Below are 26,940 nucleotides of genomic sequence, written 5' to 3' on the forward strand. Positions count from 1 at the left end.
GTCCATTCTATTAATGGTTCATGTTTTTAAGAGCAACAAATTACTGATACGTATGGAACTACTAAATGGAAATCAGTAACCATGCGATACCTATTATTTAGCATACCTCTTTCTTTCAGAGGGTGCAAAACCACTTTTTCTGTGCAAAGAAAAAAATGAGCTTGGGACATTAGTCACCTTGCATCCCCTAGAACCGAATAAACGGTGTTCCAGAAGTAACTCCTTCAGAAATAAGCGTGAAACCCCAAAAAATTTGAAAAACAATTTTCGGGGTTTCACGCATATTTCTCGGAGGTGAACACTTCTGTCACAACCTCATTTTATATAACTTAGTCTACTCGTCTTAGAATCAATGACGTCAAAGTTTCTAATGTTTCTTTTGTTTGTACCGAAGTATTTGGTAATTTTTTTATTTCTTTTAGTGCTTGTTTCGTATAGGATTCTGCCAACTTCTGGGCGCTTTCGACCCCTTGTGCCTCAACAACTAGTTGTTGAACCTTCTCAGCTTCTGCTTGTGTCATTTGTTTTTCTTTGGACAAATATTCAAGTAATTCTGCTTTTTTGTCTGTTTGTAACGCATAGATCAAAGGGAGTGAATACACCCCTTGACGAATATCTTCAAGTACAGGCTTACCGATATCTTCGCTCTGTTTTGTATAATCTAAAATGTCATCAATGATTTGAAAAGCCATACCGATCGCTAAACCGATATCCCCGGCTTTTTTTGCAAAACGCTCGCTTGTCCCACTTTCATATGCCCCTACAAAACAACTCAATTGAAACAGTTCAGCGGTTTTACCAGAAATATTCTGTAAGTATTCCTCAACCGTCAACTGGGTATTGTATCTATCATCCATTTGCCCAAGCTCGCCATTCAATACTTTTTCCATACTTCGTGCATTTAATTGCATACTCTTTAAGGAAGAGGTATATTCGGATAAAAGTTTGAAACAACAAACAAATAAATAATCCCCGGCATAAACAGCGACACTATTGCCAAAACGGCTACGTAAGTTGGGCTGTCCTCTGCGTAAGTCAGCTTCATCAACGATATCATCATGGATCAACGTAGCAATGTGTAGCATCTCAATAGATGCTGCCAACGAAATAGCTTTTTCGCGATCTTGCTCCGGCCCAAATTGAGCAAATAATAATTGATACGCCGGACGCAGTAACTTTCCACCTGCATGAATCGTTTCTTTTATCGCTTCTTCTACTGGTTTGTTTTTCAGCCGAACAACACTTTCCATTTTTTTTAGTGTTTGGTTCAATTCCACTTGGATCGTTGGATAGTCCACCCACATTTGATGTAACTTCATAAAAAAACTCCTTGTATAACGCTTATTTTTTCAGAAATACCGATTGCCATTGACTATTAGTCTGCCGATCATAGTCTGCTTGGAATCGCTGAAGTGTTCTCACGTGTTTCAGCAGATAATTAGCAGCTATCCCTATAGCCAATCCTGATAGAATGCCTAGAAATGATAAAATCGGTAAGTAGAGCATGACTGTCCATGATTGAGCGATAAACGACGCGGTCAATAACTGACCAACATTATGCATAAATCCACCTGTTGCGCTGATCCCAATAATGCTAACCCTTTTAGGACCCAGTTGTTTGACTATCAACATACCTACATAACTCAATAACGCACCACTCATACTGTAAAGAAACGTCGAAATCGTGCCGCCTAATAACGTGGTTAAAAATAAACGCAACCAAAGTAATAAGAAGCTATCTCGTTTTTTCATTGTAAAAATTGCCACAATCGTAATCAAATTAGCCAATCCTAGTTTTGCACCTGGCGCAAAAGCGAAAGGATAAGGAATCATATTTTCCAATAAACCGATGATCACACCTTGGGCAACTAATAAAGATATATAGATCATTTTTTGTAATTTACTCATGACGTGAACCGTCTAATAAATCAGACTGTCTTCCCCACTCCCGTCTGTTGATCGCACTTCGATCACTAATTTGTGAGGCAAACAAACGATTGTTTCACCATTATTCGTTGCCCAGCCTCGGCGAACGCAAATCTGGTCGTCGCAGTCTGCTTCTTTGATCCGAATTCGTTCCCCATCAATCTCAATCACGTTTTTATCACCATGATCATCTTCGTATAAATAGGTATAAGCTTTGGTTTCAGTTACCAACGGAAAAGTCTTGATTTCTGTTCCATCGACTCGTAGCACCGCTTCTTTATTTGGTGTTGCATCCACTTGTTGATAACTAAAGATGACAACCGGTAAGAATGAGAGCATGACTAACAAAAGAATAATGATGATATCCCAAGGTTTTAATAAACTTTTTTGAATAAATTCTTTCAAGTACTCACTCCCTTTTTCTCCTCATTTGATTGCTCCAATTTTACCATGAATAACGAAGGTTGTGAATGAGAGGCACAACTCAGCTAATCGAAGGATTTGATCCATTCATCATTTCTATACGAACCTATTTAAGAAAAAGACGAGCTTGGAATGTTTGCACACCCCAAGCTCCTCCTTATTTCTTCTCATGTCATGATTTTAGTTGCTAAAATCATTTTGATTGTTTGAATTGTTAACTTTCTCTATTCGCCGTAACGTGCCTTTGGTTTCCCGTACCACCAATTACCGAGTGTTTTTTGTAACCAAGGAATCACCCAACGATCCAAACCGATCGCACGACCTGAACCATTCATCAATGCAAAAGCCACAAAGATGAACCAGATGTTTACCCAATAGAACATACCAGAAATACAGAAAGTGATGACTAAGACAATCGTTGTTGCACTACATAACCAAGTGAATAAACCGGCAATCAATGCTAACGCTAACGCGATTTCAAAGAAGACCATGAATTTTTGGAAGAACATCGCTACATCGTTATTTGGCATGATGACTTGCATGATGCTGTTAAACCAGTCTGGTGATTTATCGATCACTGCCATTGGTTCTTCACCATACGCATAGCTCAAGCCAAAATGTGCCGCTTGTGTTGCTGCTTCTCCAGTTGTTGCACCTGCGCCACTCGCAGCTGTTGTTGCATCACCTGCTGCTGAAGCACCACTTGCTACATCTGCTACATTGTACTCCCAAGTCCAAGGGAACACACTGTTACCAGTAAACCATGAACCTTCACCAAACCACGTGCTTGGTTTTAATACTTCACCATTACCGATCATTTTCTTAGAAGCTTCGACTAACCAAACGAGACCGTAGAAGATTCGTAATGGGACGCTCCATAAAACATTGCCGTAACGAGAAGAATGACCACGAGTCACATTGCGATCATCTTTGATATGGAAGAATTCGTGCATCATATATTGGAACATATAATAACCTGAACGGATATCAAAGAAATATTTCAAGTTGACGATATGCTTCATGATGATTGCTAAAAAGCCACTTAAATGGATTTTGTCAAAAAGGTTCGCTACACCCCATTTTGCGCCAACTGAAACCATGAATCCTTGATAATTGCCTTTGAATTTATGTTTCTCGCCACCTTTGATCGAAGCCACGATATTCGCTGCAGCTGTATGACCAGTTTGTTCTGCGGCTTGAACGATCTGTGGTGTTGGTGTATTAGGGAATTCTTCGTAATACACTAAGTCACCAATGATATAGATATTTTGTTCTTCATAGCCTTTTGCTTGCATATATTCGTTTGCTACTAAACGTTGACCGCGTGCAGTCTCTAATCCGAAATCAGCCGCATCTGTTGTTCCTTTGACACCTGCTGTCCAAATCAATGTATGCGTAGGCACTTCACGACCGTCTTTTAATTTGATATGGTCAGGAGCGACTTCAACGATTGGCGCATTTAATAATAGCTCAACATTCTTTTTATTTAAATAACGTTCTGCTTTGGCTGCATCATTACGATCCAACATATTCAAAATCGTTGGCATTGCTTCAACAACCATTAGTGTAATCTCATTTGGATCTAGTTTGTAGTCTTTGGCTAAACGATCTTTCCAATCTACTAGCTCACCGATCATTTCGATTCCCGTAAACCCAGAACCACACACAACAAACGTCAACATTGCTTTACGCAATTTTTCGTCTGGTTCTAATGCTGCTTTTTCGACTGTTTTCTCAATGTGCTTACGAATCTTAACGGAATCTTCAAATGACCAAAGAGTAAAGCCGTTTTCTTTCACACCTGGCGTACCAAAATCATTTGGTTCACCACCCATACCTAAAATCAATTGGTCGAATGGATAAGCGCCTAATTTGGTTTTGACGATTTTTTTCTCTTTGTCGATGCCGATTACTGTATCAGTAACTAGATCTACATTTTTTTGTCTTGCAAATAATCGTTGTAAATCGTACTGGATCGCCTCTGGTTCCACACGTCCGCCTGCAACTTCGTGAAGTTCTGTCATCATCGTGTGGTACGAATGACGATCAATCAATGTGATTGTTACGTCTTCTTTTTTCAGTTTCTTTGCTAAGTGTTTTGTAGCTGAAACACCTGCATAACCAGCACCCACAACGACAATATTTTGCTTTGTCATTGAATATCCGCTCCTTATTTTTCATCTATATAAATTATTAATAGTTGATCGTTTTTTCAATTTGATAATGATTACACAATCTTTATACATTATATAGATGTTTTATATATTTGTCTAACACCTTTTTATGTTTTTTTTGTTACAATAAAAACGCCTGTTTTTCACGAAAATTCCAGAAAGAAAACGCTCAATTAAATCACTTCCGTTATTTTTGTAAAACGGTTGACTTATTGATGATATCCATTAGAATGTATAATGAATCACAAGGAATTTGTGGACAAAAAATGAAATGGCGGGGTTAAAAAATGAAGAAAAATCGGTTTGTTACGGGGTTTGCGGTATTAGCATTCTCAACATTATTGCTAGGAGCTTGTGGATCAGATAACAATGATAGTTCAAGTAGTACATCTTCTTCTACTTCTACTGCACAATCTTCTACAACAGAAACTAGTACAACAGAATCATCTAAGGAAATCGTTGCTGGTGGAGAATTACAAGACGGTACATATAAGTTAGAAGAGAAAAACTACTCTAATGGTTACCGTTCAGTCTTTGAAATGGTCGTGAAAGACGGTAAGATCACTGAATCAAATTTTGATTACATCGATGCAGATGGCAAATCAAAACAAGATGACACAGAATACAACGAAAAAATGGAAGAGAAATCTGGTACAAATCCAGAAATGTTCATTCCTGAATTAAATGAGCAATTGCTAAGTGCACAAAGCGCAAGTGGTGTAGAAGTTGTTACTGGTGCGACACATTCATCAGAAAGTTTCCAAAACTATGCACAACAATTGATCCAAGCGGCTCAAGCAGGTAACACAGAAACGATTGAAATCGACAATGGTGCTGAACTTAAAGACGGCACATACAAATTAGAAGAGAAAAACTATTCAAATGGCTACCGTGTACAATTTGAATTGACAGTTGCAGATGGCAAAGTTACTGACTCAAACTTTGATTACATCGATGCAGATGGCAAATCAAAACAAGATGATACAGAGTACAACGAAAAGATGAAAGAAAAATCTGGTACTGACCCTCAAACTTACATCCCAGAATTAAACGATGAACTTGTTTCAGCAATGGGCGAAGAAGATGGTTCTCCAGCAGATGTTGAAGTGATTACTGGTGCAACACACAGTGCACATTCATTCATCATGTACGCACAACAATTAGTGAATGCCGCTGAAAAAGGTGACACACAAACAATTGAAGTCGACAACATTGTGACAAAATAAACTTTGTCCTACAAAAGGCTCATCTGCCTTTACGATAATACTTTTGGAGATGTGGCAACTGTCACATCTCTTTTTCTATTCTATTCTATATAAACGTACATCCCCCGAAAAAAAGATGTTCATTCCTGCCAGATTATATTAGAATACAAAGCATGAGCTTACTTTTTGATTTCACTAAGAGAGTTCTTTTATGTGAAATAAGCAATAGATAAAAAGAAATGAGGAATAGATGTTGAAGAAACGATTACTCCCTTTCGTCTTGCTCTTGTGCCTACTGACTATTGCGGGCTGTAGCACAGATCAAACAACGGAAGGAAAACAAGAGAACAACACTTCACTGCTTTCTGACCCTTACACAGATGAACAATTTTTACTTGGTACTTACGTGCGTATCCGTATCTACGATGAAGGGAAAGAAGACGTATTAAAACCTGCTTTTGACCGTGTCAAAGAGTTGGGCGATAAAATCACGATCAATCAAAGCGGCTCCGAAGTTGATGAAATCAATCAACAAGCAGGAATCCAACCAGTCAAAGTGTCCGATGATGTGTACCGTTTATTAAAACGAGCATATGAGTATAGCGAAGACTCACATGGAGGCTTTGATATGGCAATCGGTCCAATCACACAACTCTGGCGTATCGGTTTCGATGATGCCCGTAAGCCATCACAAGCAGAAATTGATGAAGCATTGAAGTTAGTCGACTACCATAAAGTCCAATTCAATGATGAGGAAAAGACTGTTTACTTGCAAGAAAAAGGCATGATCCTTGATCTAGGGGCAATTGCGAAAGGGTTCATTACCGATGAAGTCGTCAAAGTCTTGAAAGACAATGATGTAACGACTGCGATCGTCGATCTAGGTGGGAATGTCTATGTTCTTGGACACAGTCCTAGAGGAGAAGATCAAGATTGGACAGTCGGTATCCAAGATCCGAATCTTGCCCGTGGATCGATCCTCGGCTCGATCAAAGAAAGAAATAAAACATTAGTCACATCTGGAATTTATGAGCGCTATTTAGAAGTCGATGGCGTGAAATATCATCACTTGTTTGATCCAAAAACTGGTTATCCATTTGACAATGACATTGCTGGTGTCACGATCATCACAGACCAATCGATCGATGGTGACGGACTATCTACTGCCGTCTTCGCCATGGGTGTAAAAGATGGATTGGCTTACATCGAGGATAAACTGAATGACGGAACGGAGGCGATTTTTGTTACAAAAGATGATAAGGTCTATGTGACAGACCCAATCAAAGACACTTTCAAACTCGCTGAAGATTCAAAATATACCATGGGCAATCGTTCTGAATTAAACTAAGGAGTAACTGATATGACACTAAAAATCTTTTTAGAAGTAGTTGAACTACGTACGAAAGTCGCTAGTGTATTTCCTTTTGCGATAGGGGTTTTATTCTCTATCGCTTTTTTTCACGAAATACAGTGGTTGAACACTTTACTGTTTTTTATTGGTATGCTTGTCTTTGACTTAGCAACTACCGCAATCAATAACTATATGGATTATGAAAAAGCACATTCGGAAATTTATAAATATGAAGAGAACGTCATTGGACGGACTGGTATTTCACCAAAGCTCGTACGAAACATGATTTTGGCCATGATTGCTTTTGTCTTAGTCATCGGTATATTACTGACATTGAGGACCGGTTGGTTATTGTTGCTGATGGGTATGATTTGTTGTTTTATCGGAATCTTTTATACTTTTGGTCCTATCCCTTTATCACGTATGCCATTAGGAGAGATTTTCAGCGGTTTTACCATGGGTTTAGGGATATTTACGATGGTCATCTATATCAACACTCATCGTAGCGATCTATTTGATTTAACCCTATCTTTAACAACTGGCACCTTCAATTTATCTGGCAATATCTGGGCAGTAGCCGCCATCTTTCTTGCAGCACTCCCACTTGTTTTTACGATAGCAAATATTATGTTAGCGAATAATTTACGCGATTTGGAGCGAGATATTGAAAATCATCGGTATACGTTAGTTTTCTACATTGGTCGTCCAATCGGGATCATGCTGTTTCAACTTTTGATGTATGCGTGCTACCTGATTCTTTTAATAGGACTGATCAGTGGTATATTTCAATGGCCGATTCTTCTGGCTTTCTTGACTTTACCAAAAATCCATCTTAATCTCCAACTATTCAAAGAGAGTCTACCGCAGCCTATCAGTTTTAGCTATTCGATCAAAAATATGATTTTGTTCAACAGTAGTTATGCACTTGGTTTATTCGCAACGATTCTTCTCAATCAACTGTAGACATAAAAAACAGGTGGAAATTCTCCACCTGTTTTTTGGTCTATGGATCTACGGTCTATCTCGTTGGTAATGGTGCCCCTTTTGCTAGTGGGTTTCTTGCCAAGCCATGACTTCTTAATGAATCATTGTGTAGTTTTGCTTGGCTACTCGCTCTACTCGTCATTGCGGAAAGTCTCGGCTTTCCATCTGGAGTGCCTCCTTTTTCAGCTGAATTACTTCTAGACAGTAAGGGCTTTTCAGCTGAATTTCGGCCATGGGACATTGAGGCAGTCCCTTGCTCCCTTGTCAGGTGGTCTCTACTAATGACAAGTTTACGTTTGACAAAGTTCCAGGCTTTGGATAAGTTTCCTTTTTCTTTTGGACCTTTGTCTATTAATTTTTCTCGCCCATCTGCGCGATTTTGCTGAAATGTTCTGAATTTTTGCCTTAAAAAATTCCAAGCTCTGGCTAAAATTCCTTTTTCTTTTTGACCTTTTTCTTTTAGATCTTTATTTTTCGGATTTTCTCGTGCTTCTTTACGGTTTTTTCGAAATACTTGGACTTTTCGATATACTTTTATTCCTAATTGTAAAACTTTTTTTACGAATCTATAGAGCCAAATTGGGCCTTTTTGAAACATTCTTTTAAAAATATTCTCGAGCTTATCGATTTCTGGATCTTTATCTGTGTTATTATGCATTTAGGTCACATCTCTTTCTGTTATAGTGACTGTATTGCCCTCTTCATCTGTGGTTTCTTGTGTTCTTGAGGTGTCTGAACGACTCGTCCCATCTTGTGTCATTTGTACAGACTCATAGGGCTTTTCAAATAGAGTGTTCCATTGGAAGCTTCCTTCATTTCCGAGTAACCTGTATTGATTCGCTTCTTCAGTGATTCTAAAAGTGATTGTTTTTTGTAGATTCCCACTGTCTGTTCGATTGACGATAAAGTTGGCACCCTCATGATCAGTATCAAATGAAACAATTCGATACTCAAACGTTACTTCTTCATCTGATCTCCCTTCTTCAATTTTTTTCTGAGTAAATGTGTCTTCTCCAAACACTAACGTAAAGGAACGATTGTTGTTCGTATTTTCCCATGTTCCTTGCATCAAGATATCCATCCACATTTGTGAAACTGCTCGTTGCGCGGCTTCAATCTGTTCAGAAATTTCTGCTTCTAACTGCGCTTTTACTTCTTCTGTAGGATAAAGATACAAATCCTCCCCATCCTCTTCTCGATATAAGATCGTGTTGCCCATCTTGGTTTGTAGGGCAAATTCTTTGGTTTGCTTATTATCGTTTTCTAAAACTACCTGTCCACTTGTATTTAAATAATAGATCCCTGATTCAAACCAATCACTGGAGACTTTATATGTTCCATCAGTTGCTAATTCGATTTCTGTATCATCTGGTAGATTAGAATACCAGGTACCACTGTAGATCGTCGCGTTAAAACGATCTCTTGACTCTGTTGTTCCTTGTTCTTCTGTCGTTGAGTCTGCTGATTGATCTGTATTTGCTTGTGTAGTATTCATTAATGAATACCCCACGAGCCCAGCAACGACAACAACAAATAATCCAAGTCCGATAATTATTTTTTTACCTGACTCTGTTTCTAAAAAATTTTTTAACATACTTCCTCCTTTCAAGATATCCTCTAAACCATCTATCAATTATTTTCAGTGTTATCTTCTTAAGGCAGGCCATATCCTGAAATAACATTACTCCCAATAGCGTAAGTTCTTCTTCTTACTAGATTGTCAGAGTTACCTTCGATGACCTGAATAATATTTCCGCCAGAATATTCAACGATCCCTACATGATCTTTTCCTGTTCTTCCACCAGACCAGTCAAAAAATACAAGGTCGCCAGATTGAGGAACATAGTTTTCATCATGTGTTTTGAACTTATTATTCGTTTCAAACCATTCTTTCATATCAAGAACATTTGCTGTATTCAATACTCGGCCTTGTTCCAAGTATCCCGCTTCATTCGCTATCCAAGAAACGAATACGGCTGACCACTCTATTCGATTGTTGAATCCAGCCCATCGCCAATACTTCTCACCATTCGGATTTCCCAATTCTCTTCTAGCGAGCTCAGCTAATCTGCCTGTATCTGCCATGATATTTCTTGTAACCATTGCGGTATAGAACATATTGCCAAAAACGTAGCGCCAGTTATAGCCCAATCCTTGTGCGACGATATGGTTGAAAGGAATGGTCTGATTATTACTTTTCATTTGTGCATATAAGCGCGCATCTTCAAAGGAATACGGTGCATTTCGATTGATCAGATCATCAAGATACGCTTCGCCATAATTATAGGCTTGGACCGCTGCCAGACCATTGAGATTATTGCTTTGTGCTTTTTTGAGCAGATAAGCAAAATATTCGACGCCTTTTTCAATTGATTCCTCTGGTGTAGTGATTCGTTCTGGAGATGATAGTGCCAGTTGCGCATTCATGATATCTGGCTGAATGGCTTCATTTCCACCAGATTCCACCCATATCATGGATAAAATCGCATTCGTATATGCTTCAATGCCATGTTTACTCGTTTGTTCCGCAACTCTATTTTGCCATTTAGTAACGGCTAATGGGGGATTGATTAGATTCCCTCGTAGCCCGCCACCATTACGCATATATGCTAAGTTGGTATCCGTACTAAAAACTAAATTATTGATATAAATCGCTGGATAAACATCAGGATCTTTATGCCAGAAGCGATATTCTTTCATTGCAACTAATAAATTCCCATCAAACTGATTTCTTGTATAGCCAATCAAATCACCTGCTTCTAAGGTTCTTCCTGGCCTCACTACCGGATCAATATTGACATAATACGCATAATATAGACCTGTATCCGTTTCTATCGCTGTCGTTACAGGCGCTGAACCATCTGTATGACCAGCCTGATAACTATAGTTGATACTTTCCACTGTCTCAAAGGTGGTGGCATAAACAGGGGTTCCAGGTTCTGCTTCCAAAGCGATTTGGTAATGTTGCGTATTGGGATCACGTCCACGATAGCCAAAATTATCCACCACATTTGCATAGCTCATCTTACCAAATGGATTAGCCATGAAAATTTTATCTTCAAAGCGATCTTTCTCCATGATTGGGTAATATTTATCTACTTCATCTTCATCAAAAGCAATGACTCGTCCATAGTAATCATCCTCACCTGAATAACGTATATCCACATAGATATCTACTTCAGGATCCGAATCGAACATTTCACCAATCGTTTGTACATTGATTTTGACGGTAGCAACATCTTTTCTCTCACGTTTTACTTCTGTATGCTCTTCACCTGTTTCTTTATCGACCGTTATCACAACGGTTTCAACTTCTTTGTCTTTTTCAATGACGGTCGTGTAGTTGTAGACCATATCATGTAACGCGTGGATTTCATCTTTTACAGTGAATACTTTGATTGGTTCAGGTGATAATGGATGTGGTGCCTCATGAAAAACGGCATATGTGCTATCCCTTAATGACCACGGAATCCAGACACCTGTTTTTTCTGCTACTCTTTTTCGATAGGTAGCAATGGCAATATTATCGATATCATAATCTTCAAATTTTGCATTCAAATAGTAGATATAGTTATCTCCGTTGGATATATACATAAATTGCTCTGGGTCCGATTCTATCCCGTTCACTTCAAAATAAACCTCATCATGCTCCGGGTCATCAACTAGTCGATTGTACGTATCATATACCTCTTTGTTTTTATAAGTATCTAACCACGTGACATAGTTGTATGCTTCGGTAATCATCATCGACTCTGTTTTTACGACAAATAAACTTAAAATCGTTGTCCAAAAAGAAACGAAGATCGAAATGATCGCAATAACCACTGCAACAATCAAGATGACTACGATCAATTTCAATAAGATAGGTAACTTTAGAATAATAAATATGGTGATAAGCATACCAACCAAATTTAAATTACCCTCTTCATCTCGCCCAACTTTATCAATAATCAAGTCTTTGATTTTATTTTTAAAAGGATTTTTAGGCGAAATTTGATCTTTCAACATATTATCTAATTTGGCCCGCATATTCCTTTTAGCTGCAACATTCTTTTTTCCTTCTTTTCGCTTATTGTTTCTTTTCTTTTTTTCAAGCTGTTCATTTTTAGACAGATGTAACGCTCTTTTTTGATTTTTATGACGTATCTTCGATGTAGTAGAGCTAATTTTTTCTTGTTGACCTGCTTGGTTTTCTAGCTTTACTTTACTGATGTATCCTTTATAGGTAGCATTTTTCTTTTGTCGGTCACGAATCTTTTGATGACGCTTCTTTTTATTAAAAATTGCTTGAGTATTCGCTTTTTCTTTTTTTTGTTCTGTGTTGTTATTAGTAACAGAAGCAGGAGCGATGGTTGTATCGACTTTATTAGGGCGCATCATTAAGTCATGTTGCTGTTGCTTTAGCTCATCTCTTCGACTCTCTCGAATTCTTTGTCGGCGACTGATGCTCTGGGTGTTGACCGTTTTACCTTTATCGATGCTATCGAAAGATTCCTTATTCACATTATTTTTATCGTTTTTACTTTGTTTTCTCTGAAAAATTGCTTGTTGCGATTTTCTTTTGATATGAGGATTGTTCCCCTTTAATAACTTCAACAGCTTTTTTCTTCGAGAAGTACTAATGGAATTACCTTTTTTTAAAGATAGTTTACTACCTTTCACTACCATTTTTTTGTTATTTTTGCTAGTAGTTGTAGCGTTCTTACCTGCCCTGTTCTTGTCTAAAATTTTTGAATCAGCCACTTTCCTGTTTCCTTTCCCGTATGCCTATCAAGTTTCTCCAGGTTTCGTTGACATCATCTTATAGAGCTGTGTATCTTTAGGGAAATGATCATAAAAGGGTAACGTTGTATCCCCAAACACCATAAGACCATACCCTTCTGGAGAGTTCACTACGTATTTTTCTTGTTCTTCTGAAATATCAAACAGTCTAACTAGCTGTGTACGGTCTGATTTCGCTTGATTCAACATCATGATAAAATCGCTATTTGACAACATCCGTCGAGCTAAATCGGACAATAGTAAGGTTTCGACGTTCTGGGTAATGCCAGTCGGGATCGCTCCCCATTTTCGTGCACGACTCCATAGCTCAAAGAAGTAATTCTCAGAATATTCATTCGTAAACAAAAGCTGCATCTCATCAATATATAACCACGTGCGAACACCTCGTTCACGGTTGGTCGTGATTCGATTCCATACTTGGTCTAATACAATCAGCATCCCCATCGTTTTCAATTGTTTCCCTAGGTCCTTGATATCATAGATCACTAAACGCTTGGTAATGTCGACATTCGTTTCTGCAGAAAAGACCGACAAACTTCCTTCAATATAGATTTCTAGATCCATGACTAATTGCTTGGCTTCTTCTTCTTCTTGTTCTTTCAAGATATTATAAAAGTCAATGAATGTTGGTGTACGATCATTCAACACTTCATACGTTCGACGACACACACGGTCAATCAATGTTTTTTGTGCCGAACTTAGCCCCAAGGCGCCACCAATGATCAGGTCAAATAACGAAATCAAAAACTCAGATTTTAGCACGACTGGATCAGTATCATCTCCATAGTTCTCATTGATATCCATGGGATTGATCGTTGTGGGTGAATCACTAGAGATTTTGATGATCTCACCGTTGAAATTTTGACCAATGACAGAATATTCTCGCTCAGGGTCAATAATGATAACTTCATCATCTGCATCGCGTAGTAGTACATTGACGATTTCACGCTTGACTGAGAAACTTTTACCAGAACCAGGTGTTCCTAGAACAAATCCATTCGGTGCTTTTAATAATTTTCGATCGAGTGAAAGGATATTTTTTGAAATCGCATTGACACCATAATACTTCCCATTTTCTTGAATCAAATCCGAAATCGTGAATGGGATAAAAATGGCGGTACTCGCTGTTGAAAGTGTTCGATCTAATGGAATCGCATTGATTCCCAACGGTAATGTCGCATTCAAGCCATTTTCTTGCATGAACTCTAATTCAATGAGTTTAAAACCGAAGCGACGAGACACTGAGTTTATTTCATCATGGACTTCAGCTAACTTTTCTTTCGTTGGTGAATGGAAATAGACAGATCCTGTTAGCGCATATAATTTTTGTCCTCTATTTTGCAGATCATCTACCAGACCTTTGGCTTCTGTTAGTGAGTAAGAAAGTTCATAAGAGAGCATCTCAAAGTCATACCCACTTTGTAACGCCTTCTTCTGCTCATCCACTTTTTGTTGTTCCATAAAAGCCAATTTCGTCTTCACTAAATCAAATGCTTCATCTTGATCCATTGGTTCAATATGTAAAGATACAACAATTTCACGAGGAATTTCTAACATTTCAAAAAGAAAAGTATCTGATAATTCAGAAGGAAATTCTTGTAAATATAATGTTTTTGCATAGTGATCATCAATTTTTACGTGGTTTTTGTTTTCTTTAAATTCCATGACTTCAGGTAGTACCTCATCGACTTCTGTTTTAACCGTCTTGTCATTCGTTAATAATATTTCGGAAATCATATGTAATAATTTTGTTTTTTCTACCTTTTTTGCTTGACTACCTAAGCGACTAGCAAACATTTCAAAACGATCTGCTACCATATCTAATTCTTTTTGCGCAATCTCCAATGTAGGATGCTTCTGTACAAAGGTAAATAAGATCGTTTTTTTGAAACCATTTTTTTCTTCATCTAATTTCCTTGAAATGACTTGATTCATTTCTTCACGATATGAATCGAGGAAATCATTTTTTGCTTTGTAATAAAGAACCGATTGCAAATCAGCAAGCGGTCGTTTCTTTTTATAAACAGTTAGTTGTAATTTTGTTTTACTACTCAATGAATTTAAAAAGTCGCAGTATTGAGAGAAAATTTCAATTTGATGATCGTCAGAAGATAATTGATAATTGATATCTTGTAATTCAAGCGTCAATGAATAGGTGAATTCATCGATTTTACAAATACCACTTTCATAAATCTCTTCAAACCTAAATGTATCCCTAAAAGGATCAATATCCTCTTTCTTCTTTGATTTAGGTTTACTAATAAATTCTTTCTCCTCATCTTTTGGTTTTTTAGTTGGTTTTAACGCTTTGAGCGCTTTTAACTTCATCATGTTTCTTGCCCGCCTACATCTTCGATTTCTTTATTTATTTCTTCCTTAGGCTTCTTTTTTCGTGTCCCTGGTGCCACGTGGTATTTGAAAAATTGTTTAAGATAGATATCAAATGTCAAGCCATTTCTCTTAAACCAGCCAAATGAAACGATTGGAATGGATGCAAGAATCATAAACCAACTTGTGATTTCCATAGGAATCTTTAATCCGGCAATGAAAATCAAACTAATCATGACGTTTACTCCAGCTGCAATAGCTAAACAAAGCAGCTGCTTTAAATTCATTCCTGCAATGACCTTTTCTTTATATTCTTTAATATCCTTTGGTACCTTTACCTCAACTGCCATAGTTCCTCCTTACGATGCTGACATCAATGTTTTTGCCCATCCTTTAGTTTTATTTACAGAAAGCAATAAAGCAATCATGTAAACTGTCAAACCTAAAATAATCCCAAAAATTCCTGAACCAACTTCTTCCATGATACGATGGAAGATCGTCGGATAAATCACCAATACTAACGCGATGAATGTTCCCTGTAGACCGAGTGCAGCGAAATTTTTGAAGAAACCCTTGCTCATCACTGAAAACTCTTGGCTTGGTAAGGCACTCATCGGAATTGGCGCCATTGCACAAAATATATACATCTCCAAAAAGCGAAGATAAATGGTGACTTGGACCAATACACGAACAACAAGTGATGCTAAAAATAGGATACACATCACGAGTAATACGACTAATTGTGACCACCAACTTAATTGAGAGACCGCTTGTCTCACTGCATCTGCTGTATCTCTTACAGCTGAAGCATTTCCAATTGTTAAAATCCTAGTGGTTAAATTGCCGGCAATGATAACCATACCATCTAAAATATTTTGAATTCTTAAAATAACTATGTAACAAATGACAAATTTGATCAATGCTTTGATAATCATCTCAAATCCTAACATGGGAGCTCCGCCTGCACCTTCAACCTTCGTTGAGATTTTCTGAAACTCTAAAAGAATAAAAATTGCTAGAATGGATAAAGCAAGTGGCCCAACTACGTGTTGCTGTAGTCGTTCCACTAAACTGTAGGCATCATATATGTAACTTCGTAAATCCATTCCTAAAACATTTTTTAGATCGTCCCCATTAAGAAAGGTCATGATTTGCTCAAAGATAGTCATAATTGCAGATTCCATATGCTATACTCCTACTCTTTCCTTTGCTTAACGATTATGGTAAAAACGATCCAATGTTGAATGAAGTAGCAAACCAACCTGCAGCGACTAGAATCAATCCACCACCAACAATCTGCCAAATCCCTTGTTGTAATTGAGGGCCATTTTTATCTTTTAACGCACCAGCTAGGATAATTGTTCCCCAAATCAACCATAGTCCACCACCAATTAATGTAAACTGTGAAACTAATCCAAATACTTGTTCTAATAATTGTGCATTCATAATTTTGCTAATCTCCTTTTTTTGTAAAAATAATTTTTTATTTTATTTCTTAAATTTAGTATATGCGAAATTCTCTGTCTCCATGTATCAGTTATTTCTTCCATTAGAAATTTTAGAATAAATACGGCCCGTTCCTTTAGTAGATAAACTGGATAATCGCCTATTAGCAAATGAATTTTGTTTTAGGACTAGAACTATCATTTACAATTAACCTTCGATAATAAACCGCCTACATGTTATTATTCTTACTGGCTATTTCTATATTGCTTCAACATACGATGAATGAGATGGACAAATTTTATTGTTCTTTTCAGTGCTCCATCCTTTTTAGCTAATAAAAAGCACCACATTCTCAGTCTAACATTCGAATGAAGGTGCTTTCTATTTATTATGAGTGACTCATTGATCGAGCTAGCTAAGCAGATAGATTTCGTTCATACATATAGGAATCTGTCACATCGCCTAACTTCTTATAGTTTTTATGTTTCACAATATCATATTTCTTTGATAAAAACGGATGGACTCCGCGAATTTTTAAAATACATTCCTGTCCTTTGAGACTCGCCACTTCATCGGGGTCCATCAAGTTCCTTCCTAATTTCTGGAAGTTCTCACTAAAGGAACCATTGCTCCCTTTGGTGACACTTGTATTTCTTTGTTCAATCGTTTGTTTCCCTAGCAATTTTGAGATATATTCGTGCGTACTTTGTTCCATTCCGCCTAAATATAAAAAGACATCACTGGTCCCAATGATCGTTTCCCACGTATCTTTATACAAGGTTTTTAACTGGCTAATATTTTGTAAAATGACATTCGTAGAGATTTCACGACTTCGAATAACCGAAATCACTTTTTCAAAATCAGGAATTTGTCCAATATTAGCAAACTCATCCAAGATACAACGGACATGACAAGGTAATCTTCCCTTATACACGTTATCTGCTTTATAAACTAACATGTCAAACAATTGCTGATACATCATACTCGCTAAAAAGTTGAAACTGGTATCTGTATCAGGCAATAAGATATATAGGATCGTTTTGACATCACCAACTGTATCTAGCTCAAGTGTATCTTGTGAAACAAGTTCCTTGATACTTGGAATATCAAATGGTGACAATCGCACGCCTAGACTGACTAAGATACTTTTCGTCGTTTTATCACCAGAAAGTTTAAAAATCTTGTACTGTGATACCGCAAAATTTGTCGGATCTTTTTGTTCTAACTCATTGAATAAAATATCTAGTGGGCTGACATAGCCAGGCACATCTTCTTCAATATCTGCTAAACGGACTAATTCAATTACGTTTCCTAACGTCCGATCTTCTGCAGTTACTTCTTGGATCAAATAGCTAAAAATGGCCATCAATAAGGCTGTCTCAGCTTTTTCCCAAAAATCATCTCCACCTTTTTTATCTGGGTTAGTCGTATTTTTGATTAGATTGTTCACGATTTTTAAGATATCATCCTCTGTTTGGATATACTGAAACGGGTTGTATTGATGCGTGTCTCTTCGGTTGATCAAGTCAAAAATCTTGATTTGATAACCCGCTTCTTCAAACATTTTGCCTGTTTCGGCTAATAATAAGCCTTTAGAATCACTGACGACATAGGAGGAATGCATTTGCATCAAGTTAGGTTTTACATAAAATCGTGTCTTACCACTACCGGCTCCTCCAACCACAACGACATTTTTATTTCGGTTGAAATTATCGTTTCGTGTAATCTTCATACGTCCTGATAATGATAAGCTTTCGCTCTTCGTCAACAAGATATTGAAGTCTTTTTTCTTATCAAGAAATGCACGGATGTCGCTGTACTTTCCCCATCGTGCACTTCCATATTCTTCATTGGGGCGTGTATTCTTCTCATCAAACGTCTTATATAAGACAAAAAGTACATAGGAGATAGCAGCAACCGCTGCTATCCCTAACGACGTCGGTTCATAAGAAAATTGAGGGGCAAATCTAGAAAGTTCTTCAAATGTTCGGTTGAATGCTGTTAGTAAATTATCTGCAAATGATAAATTCCCAGTATTCTCTGCTAAAAATAAATAACCAATACGATTACCCACATAAAGCAGAATACCAATTACTAACACATGCACTACCATAAGCTGCCGGGAATTTTTCAAATTTTTTTATTTCCTTTCAGTCAAAGTTATTTTTTATAATTGTGTCGTTTTAGCTTTCTTGTTATTATTTTGAATTTGTGCCTGTGCTTGCTGACTACGTGCTCGGTTATTTCGCTCATTTGATAATTGCAATGAGTTTCTTCTTAATGACTCAAAACTTACTTGTCGCCCGATGTCCGGACTCGTACCGGAAAAACTTGCGCGACGTTCGATCGCCGGATTTGCTCTGTTTGTCAATGCGACTGGTTCTTTCGAGCCCGATGGTGTTGGTTCTACTTTCGTTTGTGAGGTGCTTGGTTGAGACTGTGTACTATCTCTCGGTTTCATCTCAATGACTTTCGATTCTTTCGCCGTCTCAGAGGTTCGTTCAGATCTTTCTGTCATTTTTTGTTGCTCATTGGACTGAACATGCTCAGGTGCTTTCGCTTTTTCATCAAGACCTGCGATTACAGATACTTTCTCCCTAAATTCTTTTGAATCTAACGATTGACACTTCCCTAGCTCTTGGCATTCTAGAATTTTTTCGTTAACTTTTTTTTCAAATGCCAAATCCTCTCTTTTGGCTACACGACTTTCAATTCGTTTGAACACAAATTTGTCTAATAATTGGATACCGATTCCAATACTGACACCAATCAAAGCCACGGCACCTAACTGCATCAAGAATGGGGCAGCCATAGAGGTTGCAAGCATTGGCACTAGCGCAGATAGGGCAAACATTCCACCTATCCCTAGAGCCAGTGGCACAGCCAACATGATAAACAAGGATAATTTATTCTTCATGACATAATCAAACATCCGCTTCGGCGCATGACGGACTGTTTCCCAAGCACGTTTGGCTCTTGATTGTTTTTCTTCTATTTCAGCTGTGTTTGCACCTTCTTTGGTTGGTGCTTCCATCGCTACAACTTTGTCTTTGCCTTTGAGATCCTTAGAAGTTAACCCTTCTTTTGTTACTTCAGATTTCGCTATTCCTTCTGCTAATTTTTCATTTACCGGCGTTGCTTCTTTCATTTGTTCCGCTGGCTGTTTTTGTTTTCCAAAAGGTAATTTTTCGCGTACTTTCGACAATCCACGAGCAATTGGACCAAATACTCTTGGGAACTTCTGTACTAACTTATTGAATGCTTGCGGGATTTTCTTCTTCGCATAAATAATTGCTTTTGACCCAAAAAAACTAGCAGCGACAAAACCAACTGCAGCGTTCACAAACTGTTGCCCAAAAACAGCCATAGCTGTAGACGGTAATATGGAACCTACCCATGACATACCTAGTGGTAACATGGCAATCGGCCATAGATTCAGCAACCATCTAGCTGCACGGATTTTTCGAGAATTTCTGAAAAATGATTGTTTTAATTTTGAATGATCTAATTCACTCAACTTCTTCGTTTGTTCTTTTATTCCACGAGTTTCTTCTTGTAAGCCTTTGATATCTTTATCCATCTGCTTGATACTTTCAGCAGATAAATCTTTGGTCATTTTTTGCAGTTTTTCAGGATCAGCTAAAACCGCTTTAAGTTCCTTTAAAAACTGCACATCCTCGGTCGTATTGCTCTGCTTGATCCGCTTCAATAAAACATCGGTATTCTTGTTTTTAGCTTCAATCAAGCCAACTTTTGCTTGAAGATTTTCGACATATGCTTTGATAAGCTCGGCTTTTTTACTTTCCAGATTTTCGCTTACAACAGGTTCTTTTTTAGGTTCTTCCACTATTGGTTTCTGTAGCTTCGTTTTTTCTGGCGCCTCGTTCACGATCACATTGACCTCGATCGGAGGCGGGTTTTTTTCAACATTAGCACGATCGACTTGATCTTTTTTTGGTTCTTCCGCAATCACTGGAGTTGGTTCGCGTTCAATCGTAGGTGTAACAACAGTCGCTTCGCGATCAGCCTTACTTAGGACAACTGCTTCCTTTGCTTGCTCCGCTTTTACTTCTACCGAACGAACAACTTCTATTTCCACCTTATCGGTATAATCAATCAGCCCTTTTGTTTCAGCAATTTCATTCTGAAATCCTTCTTTTATTGCACTAATTGCTTGAAATTTTGATACTAACATTTGTTCCGAATCATTTTTATTTGCCGTAAATTCAGAAAAAGAATTGGAACGTCGCAGTGGTTTTTCAGGCAAAGGTTCTAGTTGATCTGTGTTGATCGCGACCTTCTCTAACTTATCCTTTAATTCTTTTTGGACGATCTCAATTTTTTTAACCTTATCCTCGGCTGATTGGACCTTTTGTTCAAGAACTGTCTTTTTACTTCTCTTTATTTTACCAATTTCAGCCCTTAACTTATTGACCTCGTCTTCTTTTGCTATTAGTCCTGTTCTATGGACAGTCAATTCTTTTTTAAATTCATCTTTTTTGATTAATGCGAGAAAGATTGCTGCATCAACTTTTTGGTCTTTTGTATTCACTTTTAAAACACTTTGACCATCCCCATATTGATTTAATTCTTTTTGATGACTTTCCAGAGTTGCTTGCACTTTTTTTAATTTCGCTTGATCTTCAATATACTTAGCATCGATATTCTGTTGGTCAGAAGAAGTGATAGTTCCAATCCCCTTGATCGTGGCTATGTCCCGTGTCAGACGAATAATTTCTTGTTGTAAATCATTATTTTTCAACTCTTTGGCAATATTTTCTTTCTTCTCATTGACCAATTCCTTAGAAGTCGTATCATAATTTATTTCTTTGCTTTCATTTCTTATTTTTTCATCAATTGGCGATCCAATGATCCTTTTGATAGTCGCTTCGTTGTTATATGAAAATATAGACAGAAATGATTCATTGATGTTACTTTGATTATTTTCTTTAAGCTTATCTTCTCTAAGCTTTCTTTCTGTAGACATATCTTCTAGAGGCTTATCTTCTATAGACATATCTGTCTCACTCCCTTCTCATCTTGATTTACATTATCTCGAATGTCCTGTCATTAGAGATTGACCAGAATAGGTACCAAGACGATTCGTTTGTTTTTGTGCTTGTGACACCCGCGTGTTCAATCGACTATCTTTTGACATGCTTGAATGAACAGACGTACGATCTAGATTGTTTTCTCTTTGCTGTGAAGCTAATTTATGTGAACGTGCAAGTGCTCTCTTTTGTGCCCTTTTTTCCCAGCCTTTTTTGATCATTTTTCCAATGAAATTACCAAGTACTTTGGTGACTAACCAAAGTACTTTAAAAACTAAAGATAACACTTTGAATGCTGCACTATATACCCCAAACAATAATAAAATCGCTAACTTATTCAACTAACTTTCCAGCTCACTTTCTCCATAATATACCTATCCTAACCAATACTAACTAGTGGGTGCTTTAAGCGTACCTGAGTTTCGACTGCCACTACTATCTATTTTTTCAAAATTGATAAAAAGATGAAAAAAACGTCCCACATAACGATTTTTATTAAGAAGAGTAAAGACACTGCTCAAAATTATTCCAAAAAATAGAAGTAGGAACTTTAGAGATTTTCAAAATTTCGGACGTGATCCGATCAAAATTTAAGGATAGATCAGTCAAGATCAAATCATATTGATTAATTAATTGATAATCGATAGAAAAAACGTCCTTCTCATAGATATCAATATTTTTTAAAAATGGATGCTTATGTAAAATCAAATTTTTATATAAAAGAGATAAGCCAATTTCTTGAGAACTTAATAATAAAATCGATTTCTCTTGTATTTTTGGTTCAATCATCCGTAACAAATCATTTGAAGAAATGATTAATTCGAGTAATAGTTCTTTATGTAATAGTTCGCTTTGTTCGACAAAATTTAATTGAGCAATTTGCAAAGATTTTTGATAGGCTTGCCAGATCTTAGGGTTGTTCTCCATCATTTTTTTATAAAATATATCTGCATAGCTTACTTTGAAGATGGCTAATTCTTTATAAAAATTGATGAAATCAAAAAAATATTCGATTTCCGTAGTGTTGATCGGCATGTCAATCGCTAATAGACTGTAAAAGCTTTGAAGAAATTTTTCAATATTCTGCTCTAATCTCTGATCACGATGTTGGACCTCTGTAAACATTAGACCAAAATAGGAAGTGAGAATATTGGAAACATTTTTTTGTGTGACATTGAATTTATATTTTTGACTCATCAACGTACAAAAGACTGTATCACTTTGGATGATCTCCAAGATGGTACCTACGATTTGCTCATTGTCGATCAATTCTTTCTCGGGAATAAGATGTTTATTGCCAATTCGAATAATTGATGAATAAATATAATACACCGAATAAATCACTTTAGGTGTGCTAACCATTCTTTTTTGTGCCTTCAAACAACGTCTGAGCATCTGATAAATCGTATCGAAGTAAGGAAATTCTTTTACTTTATAAATTTCCTTGAACATACTAGCAAATAAACGTCGAATCTCAATTTCATTTCCAGTAATCGTTAATTTGTTCTCTAAATTAATTTGGACATTGATTTTTTCTTTCAAGAAATATGTATTGATTTTCGCGACAATTCTACGAATACTCGTTTTACTTAAAAATAATTTTGTCGCAATCTCAGATAGAGAAGGTTCTGTAATGAATATGTACTTTAAAATTTTCACATTTGTTGAATTATTAAGTATCCTGACAAATATATCATCCAAATTCAATTTCTTCGGTATCGAAAGCGATACCTCTTTGTATTGATTGGTTTCAATACGAGCAGGAAAACAAGTGGTATTGAAACTATCGATATCTGCCGCAATCGTTTTATCTGTAATACTCAATTCTTTGGCCAGATTACTAATATTCGATGACTCAATATTTAGCAAATAAAGCAATGAAATTTGTCTCTCTAATTGTTTCTCAAGTACACCCATAGTCAACAAGCTCCTTTCTTTTTAAAAAACCTATAATGTATCGTACAGCTTTTTCGATAATTTCTTAATATTAGTTTTTCTGTTTTATTAAAAACAAGTTCAATGATCACATCGCTTGGATGTTATAGTTAAAGATTTGTAAGTGAAATAGACCATTTAGTCCATCGATAGATGTTATTCTTAATTTTTTTTTGCTAGATAAAAAAATTTAAATCATAGAAATAAAAAAACATGTATCAGAAAATTTTACTTTTGCGTGTGTCAATTGACTACTTCTAGTTATTTAGATTATCATATACTGTTTTTTTTAAAATAATACTTATTAAATAATGAAGGCAATCTCACTTTTAAATAACCACCGATTAGAATAAAAAGAAAAACTCGAATAATTAGAAAAGTATGATAAAATAATGTTTATAATATGAATAAAGGATGTGAAAAAACAGATTTTCTTTTTTTTAGGAGATCTGAAAAGTATGATAAAACGAACAAATATGCTTGAAAAGACTTCTGAAAGGCAGATCAAACTAGCTTTACTCTTAGGTATGGCCGCCATTGACTGTTCGACTTTAGCAGAACAACTTGGGGTAACAAAAAAAACATTATTGACCGATATTGTGTTTTTTAACCATACATATGCACCAGTTTGTATCAGCACCGATAAATATCAAGTAGCTTCTTTACTATTACCACCAGAGATCAATTTGGAAGATTTAATCAAACAAATACTCAATCAATCAACGAATGTACAAATACTACAGATGATTTTTGAAGTAGAGCCAACGTTATCTAAATTAGCAAATAAACTATATTTAAGTGAAACAAGTATTCGCCGGATCATTGCAAATATCAATACTTATTTCAGCGAGATCAATGCGCCATTATCCATACATATCTCCTCAAAACTCAAAATCATTGGGGATGAAAGTTACATCAGGCAATTCTTCTGTAGTATGTTTCGTGAGCAATATACGCCACAGCAATTGCCCCATTTTTATCACATATTCGATGTGTTACAACGTTACTATAAAAAGCAAGCAACACATCAAACAATTAGTACATATAAAGTTATTATAAATAGTTTTTATCTTTACACAGCAATCATTCGTATCGGACAAGGCCATTTGATCTCAGAAAATAAAGGAAATCCAATCAATGATCCTTCTTTTTTTGAAATAATAAAAAATAATACAGTGTTTTGCTCAATCATTGAAAAAGAATACGGCTTTAATGTCACCACCACAACCGTATCAAATCTATTAGATAAAAAAATCTATTTCCCTTGTATTCAGTCAACACCCAGCAGTCATGGAGAGTACCAACGGATTCAACAATTCTCGGAATACTTTTACCGTTCACTGTCCCAAGACTTCTCTTTGAATCAAGATGGTATTCAGAAATTAAGTGAGCTGATCAATTACAATAAAAACCGGCAGTTCTTTAAAACAACCTATCTACAGATTTTATCTGAAATCCTGTTTACACATTCGCCACAAATACTTAAAGCGTACAATCAAGCCATTGACCATGCTGGATTAATGATGATCAAACGGAATCAATTACTCTATGAAGAGTTATTGTTAGAATTGATCTCGTTATCGCCCTCTTTATTGACGACCGTTTTTCCTTACAAGAAAAAGGTATCGATTTTGATTGTTTCTTATCAGGAAGAAAGGACACTTGCACTGTATAAGCAACTGTTATTCAAAAAAATTCCTGCGATCCATATGATCCATACATATACTGATAATATTTTTCAAGTAAACTACGATACAGTAAATCAATACGATTTAGTTTTAACAGACATCGAGCTGAACCAAGCTAAAACGAAAGCTAAAACCATTAAAATTTCTAAAATACCAACAACCTCTTTTTGGAATAACATTGAAACAGTTCTTTATACATAGTTTTACCCCCATAAATTAGAAAAAGCAGACGAATATTCCGTCTGCTTTTTCTGTATGTGCATTTTCTCCACTTGCTAACGACTTAACGCATGGTAACAAATTCTTCTGCACCTGTTGGATGAATGGCTACTGTATTATCAAAATCTGCTTTTGTTGCACCCATTTTGATAGCTACTGCAAAACCTTGTAGCATTTCATCAACACCCACGCCGATGGCATGCAATCCAACGATTTTTTCTTCTTCACCCACACAGATCAATTTCATTTCACATTTTTGTCGATAATCGTTCAAGGCAAAATACATTGGTGTGAATCGTGAACGATAGATTTTCACTTGTCCTTCACCGTATGTCGCCAACGCTTGCTCTTCTGTCAAACCGATGGTTGCAATCGGTGGATGAGTAAAGACGACTGTTGGAACTAAATCATAGTCTAAATACGAATTTTCTTTTCCATTGAATAGTCTTTCTGACAAACGACGACCTGCGGCAATCGCTACTGGCGTCAAGTCGATTTTACCAATTACATCACCAATGGCATAGATGTGTGAATCGGTTGTATTTTGGAATTTATCCACTTTGATAAATCCTTTTTCATCTAATTCAACGTTCGTTTTTTCGATTCCTAATGCATCTGTATTCGGTACACGTCCGCCAGCAAATAACACACACTCTGCCATTAATGTTTCCCCATTTTCAAAGGTAACGGTGTAGACATCCCCGTTCTTTGTTATTTCACGAGCCGTAAAGTTTGCATAAGTGTGGATTCCTGCTTCTTGATACATCTCAATCAAGTTATCAGATAACATTTTATCAAACGTACGTAATGGACGTTCTTTACGATAAGCCCACATCACTTCACTTCCCAAGCCATTTAACACACCTGAAAGTTCAGCTGCAATATAACCCGCACCTAATACGATCGTCGATTTTGGTAATTCTGTCAATGCAAAAAATCCGTTTGAATCAATGGCATATTCTCCGCCAGGAATCGTCATCTTGCTTGGCTTGCCACCGGTAGCAATCAAAATATGATTTGCTTGATAGCTTTCACCGTTTACTTCAACGGTTTGACTATCTACAAAGCGAGCATAGCCTTTGATTGCTTCAACGTTATTACTATCTAAACCTCTTTGATAAGCGCCATGAAGGAAATCAATGTATTTCTCGCGTTTCTCTACTAGTTCTTTAAAGTCAACATGTTTAACGTCCGCTTGGATACCATAGCTTGAAGCATCACGTTCGATTGTTTCTAATATCGTGCTTGCTTGCCACATGACTTTTTTTGGAACACATCCGACATTGACGCACGTTCCACCTAGTTCATTGCCTTCAATCAATAATACTTTCGCTCCATGCATACCGGCACGATTCGCTGAAGCAATGCCTCCAGATCCTCCGCCAATGACAATATAATCATATGTTTTCATCTTGTTCCTCCTTTTAG

General features: G+C 36.7%; 20 protein-coding genes. 4 read left to right on the forward strand and 16 right to left on the reverse strand.

The genetic code is table 11. The annotated features are described in order from the left end of the window. Positions 1-329: 329 nt before the first annotated feature. The 4 genes from IGK77_RS14540 to IGK77_RS14555 all read right to left on the reverse strand — a co-directional run bounded on the left by IGK77_RS14540 (position 330) and on the right by IGK77_RS14555 (position 4,505). Positions 330-1,319, reverse strand: a complete 990-nt coding sequence (locus tag IGK77_RS14540; RefSeq protein ID WP_074800996.1) for a polyprenyl synthetase family protein — start codon at positions 1,317-1,319, stop codon at positions 330-332. 22 nt (positions 1,320-1,341) lie between these two features. Further along, positions 1,342-1,908 (reverse strand): Gx transporter family protein, encoded by a 567-nt coding sequence (locus tag IGK77_RS14545; protein WP_010733918.1) that lies wholly within the window; start codon positions 1,906-1,908, stop codon positions 1,342-1,344. Between the two features lie 12 nt (positions 1,909-1,920). Then, positions 1,921-2,331 carry a NusG domain II-containing protein gene (locus IGK77_RS14550; RefSeq protein ID WP_010733917.1) on the reverse strand — a complete coding sequence of 137 codons (411 nt, stop codon included), beginning with the start codon at positions 2,329-2,331 and terminating at the stop codon, positions 1,921-1,923. Between the two features lie 242 nt (positions 2,332-2,573). Then, positions 2,574-4,505, reverse strand: a complete 1,932-nt coding sequence (locus IGK77_RS14555; RefSeq protein WP_074800999.1) for an NAD(P)/FAD-dependent oxidoreductase — start codon at positions 4,503-4,505, stop codon at positions 2,574-2,576. A gap of 305 nt (positions 4,506-4,810) precedes the next feature. Between IGK77_RS14555 and pplA the strand changes: the two genes are divergently transcribed. The 3 genes from pplA (at position 4,811) to menA (ending at position 8,042) form a co-directional block, all read left to right on the forward strand. After that, the gene (gene pplA, locus IGK77_RS14560; RefSeq protein ID WP_071867579.1) at positions 4,811-5,749 is read left to right on the forward strand and encodes an extracellular electron transfer flavoprotein PplA; all 939 of its coding nucleotides are present in this window, start codon (positions 4,811-4,813) and stop codon (positions 5,747-5,749) included. 229 nt (positions 5,750-5,978) lie between these two features. Continuing rightward, on the forward strand, positions 5,979-7,076 hold the full coding sequence (locus IGK77_RS14565) for an FAD:protein FMN transferase (protein ID WP_071867580.1): 1,098 nt from the start codon (positions 5,979-5,981) through the stop codon (positions 7,074-7,076). Between the two features lie 12 nt (positions 7,077-7,088). Then, positions 7,089-8,042 carry a 1,4-dihydroxy-2-naphthoate polyprenyltransferase gene (gene menA / locus IGK77_RS14570; protein WP_071867581.1) on the forward strand — a complete coding sequence of 318 codons (954 nt, stop codon included), beginning with the start codon at positions 7,089-7,091 and terminating at the stop codon, positions 8,040-8,042. 55 nt (positions 8,043-8,097) lie between these two features. On the opposite strand, the gene IGK77_RS14575 is transcribed toward menA, so the two are convergent. The 11 genes from IGK77_RS14575 to IGK77_RS14625 form a co-directional block, all read right to left on the reverse strand. Then, complete coding sequence (locus IGK77_RS14575; protein ID WP_074801002.1) at positions 8,098-8,721, reverse strand: hypothetical protein; 624 nt, start codon at positions 8,719-8,721, stop codon at positions 8,098-8,100. Then, positions 8,722-9,657 carry a hypothetical protein gene (locus tag IGK77_RS14580; RefSeq protein ID WP_074801005.1) on the reverse strand — a complete coding sequence of 312 codons (936 nt, stop codon included), beginning with the start codon at positions 9,655-9,657 and terminating at the stop codon, positions 8,722-8,724. It lies immediately after the preceding gene. Between the two features lie 59 nt (positions 9,658-9,716). After that, on the reverse strand, positions 9,717-12,806 hold the full coding sequence (locus IGK77_RS14585; RefSeq protein ID WP_438713231.1) for a lysozyme family protein: 3,090 nt from the start codon (positions 12,804-12,806) through the stop codon (positions 9,717-9,719). A 27-nt stretch (positions 12,807-12,833) separates the two neighbouring features. Next, the gene (locus tag IGK77_RS14590; protein WP_071867584.1) at positions 12,834-15,176 is read right to left on the reverse strand and encodes a VirB4-like conjugal transfer ATPase, CD1110 family; all 2,343 of its coding nucleotides are present in this window, start codon (positions 15,174-15,176) and stop codon (positions 12,834-12,836) included. Further along, positions 15,173-15,523 (reverse strand): PrgI family protein, encoded by a 351-nt coding sequence (locus tag IGK77_RS14595; protein WP_071867585.1) that lies wholly within the window; start codon positions 15,521-15,523, stop codon positions 15,173-15,175. Before IGK77_RS14595 ends, IGK77_RS14590 begins: the two co-directional genes overlap by 4 nt. Before the next feature lie 9 nt (positions 15,524-15,532). Beyond that, positions 15,533-16,357: a hypothetical protein gene (locus tag IGK77_RS14600; RefSeq protein WP_071867586.1), complete on the reverse strand. Its 825-nt coding sequence runs from the start codon at positions 16,355-16,357 to the stop codon at positions 15,533-15,535. A gap of 34 nt (positions 16,358-16,391) precedes the next feature. Continuing rightward, positions 16,392-16,619 (reverse strand): hypothetical protein, encoded by a 228-nt coding sequence (locus tag IGK77_RS14605; protein WP_019722809.1) that lies wholly within the window; start codon positions 16,617-16,619, stop codon positions 16,392-16,394. Between the two features lie 415 nt (positions 16,620-17,034). Further along, a complete protein-coding gene (locus IGK77_RS14610; protein ID WP_071867587.1) occupies positions 17,035-18,732 on the reverse strand; it encodes a VirD4-like conjugal transfer protein, CD1115 family in 1,698 nt (565 codons plus the stop codon). A 54-nt stretch (positions 18,733-18,786) separates the two neighbouring features. Beyond that, a complete protein-coding gene (locus IGK77_RS14615) occupies positions 18,787-21,636 on the reverse strand; it encodes a hypothetical protein (protein WP_074801007.1) in 2,850 nt (949 codons plus the stop codon). A gap of 33 nt (positions 21,637-21,669) precedes the next feature. Next, the gene (locus tag IGK77_RS14620) at positions 21,670-22,011 is read right to left on the reverse strand and encodes a hypothetical protein (RefSeq protein ID WP_071867589.1); all 342 of its coding nucleotides are present in this window, start codon (positions 22,009-22,011) and stop codon (positions 21,670-21,672) included. A 154-nt stretch (positions 22,012-22,165) separates the two neighbouring features. Next, on the reverse strand, positions 22,166-23,587 hold the full coding sequence (locus IGK77_RS14625) for a helix-turn-helix domain-containing protein (RefSeq protein ID WP_071867590.1): 1,422 nt from the start codon (positions 23,585-23,587) through the stop codon (positions 22,166-22,168). Positions 23,588-24,063: 476 nt separating this feature from the next. Here IGK77_RS14625 and IGK77_RS14630 point away from each other — a divergent pair, with 476 nt between their 5' ends. Next, positions 24,064-25,494 (forward strand): helix-turn-helix domain-containing protein, encoded by a 1,431-nt coding sequence (locus IGK77_RS14630; RefSeq protein WP_074801010.1) that lies wholly within the window; start codon positions 24,064-24,066, stop codon positions 25,492-25,494. A gap of 82 nt (positions 25,495-25,576) precedes the next feature. Here IGK77_RS14630 and gor read toward each other — a convergent pair whose 3' ends face one another. Beyond that, positions 25,577-26,923, reverse strand: coding sequence for a glutathione-disulfide reductase (gor, locus tag IGK77_RS14635; RefSeq protein ID WP_074801013.1), 1,347 nt, complete (start codon positions 26,921-26,923; stop codon positions 25,577-25,579). Positions 26,924-26,940 lie beyond the last annotated feature (17 nt).

It is taken from the genome of Enterococcus sp. DIV0806c (assembly GCF_051710905.1).
In the GTDB taxonomy this organism is placed as follows: Bacteria; Bacillota; Bacilli; order Lactobacillales; family Enterococcaceae; genus Enterococcus_B; species Enterococcus_B mundtii.

What these genes read in the sequence shown, in the direction of transcription:
- IGK77_RS14605 (WP_019722809.1), bottom strand. Translation starts at nt 16,619, where the DNA reads ATGAATGCACAATTATTAGAACAAGTATTTGGATTAGTTTCACAGTTT.
- pplA (WP_071867579.1), top strand. Translation starts at nt 4,811, where the DNA reads ATGAAGAAAAATCGGTTTGTTACGGGGTTTGCGGTATTAGCATTCTCA.
- IGK77_RS14540 (WP_074800996.1), bottom strand. Translation starts at nt 1,319, where the DNA reads ATGAAGTTACATCAAATGTGGGTGGACTATCCAACGATCCAAGTGGAA.
- IGK77_RS14610 (WP_071867587.1), bottom strand. Translation starts at nt 18,732, where the DNA reads ATGGTAGTGCATGTGTTAGTAATTGGTATTCTGCTTTATGTGGGTAAT.
- IGK77_RS14555 (WP_074800999.1), bottom strand. Translation starts at nt 4,505, where the DNA reads ATGACAAAGCAAAATATTGTCGTTGTGGGTGCTGGTTATGCAGGTGTT.
- IGK77_RS14615 (WP_074801007.1), bottom strand. Translation starts at nt 21,636, where the DNA reads ATGTCTATAGAAGATAAGCCTCTAGAAGATATGTCTACAGAAAGAAAG.
- IGK77_RS14580 (WP_074801005.1), bottom strand. Translation starts at nt 9,657, where the DNA reads ATGTTAAAAAATTTTTTAGAAACAGAGTCAGGTAAAAAAATAATTATC.
- IGK77_RS14545 (WP_010733918.1), bottom strand. Translation starts at nt 1,908, where the DNA reads ATGAGTAAATTACAAAAAATGATCTATATATCTTTATTAGTTGCCCAA.
- IGK77_RS14630 (WP_074801010.1), top strand. Translation starts at nt 24,064, where the DNA reads ATGATAAAACGAACAAATATGCTTGAAAAGACTTCTGAAAGGCAGATC.
- IGK77_RS14625 (WP_071867590.1), bottom strand. Translation starts at nt 23,587, where the DNA reads ATGGGTGTACTTGAGAAACAATTAGAGAGACAAATTTCATTGCTTTAT.
- IGK77_RS14595 (WP_071867585.1), bottom strand. Translation starts at nt 15,523, where the DNA reads ATGGCAGTTGAGGTAAAGGTACCAAAGGATATTAAAGAATATAAAGAA.
- IGK77_RS14600 (WP_071867586.1), bottom strand. Translation starts at nt 16,357, where the DNA reads ATGGAATCTGCAATTATGACTATCTTTGAGCAAATCATGACCTTTCTT.
- IGK77_RS14590 (WP_071867584.1), bottom strand. Translation starts at nt 15,176, where the DNA reads ATGATGAAGTTAAAAGCGCTCAAAGCGTTAAAACCAACTAAAAAACCA.
- gor (WP_074801013.1), bottom strand. Translation starts at nt 26,923, where the DNA reads ATGAAAACATATGATTATATTGTCATTGGCGGAGGATCTGGAGGCATT.
- IGK77_RS14575 (WP_074801002.1), bottom strand. Translation starts at nt 8,721, where the DNA reads ATGCATAATAACACAGATAAAGATCCAGAAATCGATAAGCTCGAGAAT.
- IGK77_RS14565 (WP_071867580.1), top strand. Translation starts at nt 5,979, where the DNA reads ATGTTGAAGAAACGATTACTCCCTTTCGTCTTGCTCTTGTGCCTACTG.
- menA (WP_071867581.1), top strand. Translation starts at nt 7,089, where the DNA reads ATGACACTAAAAATCTTTTTAGAAGTAGTTGAACTACGTACGAAAGTC.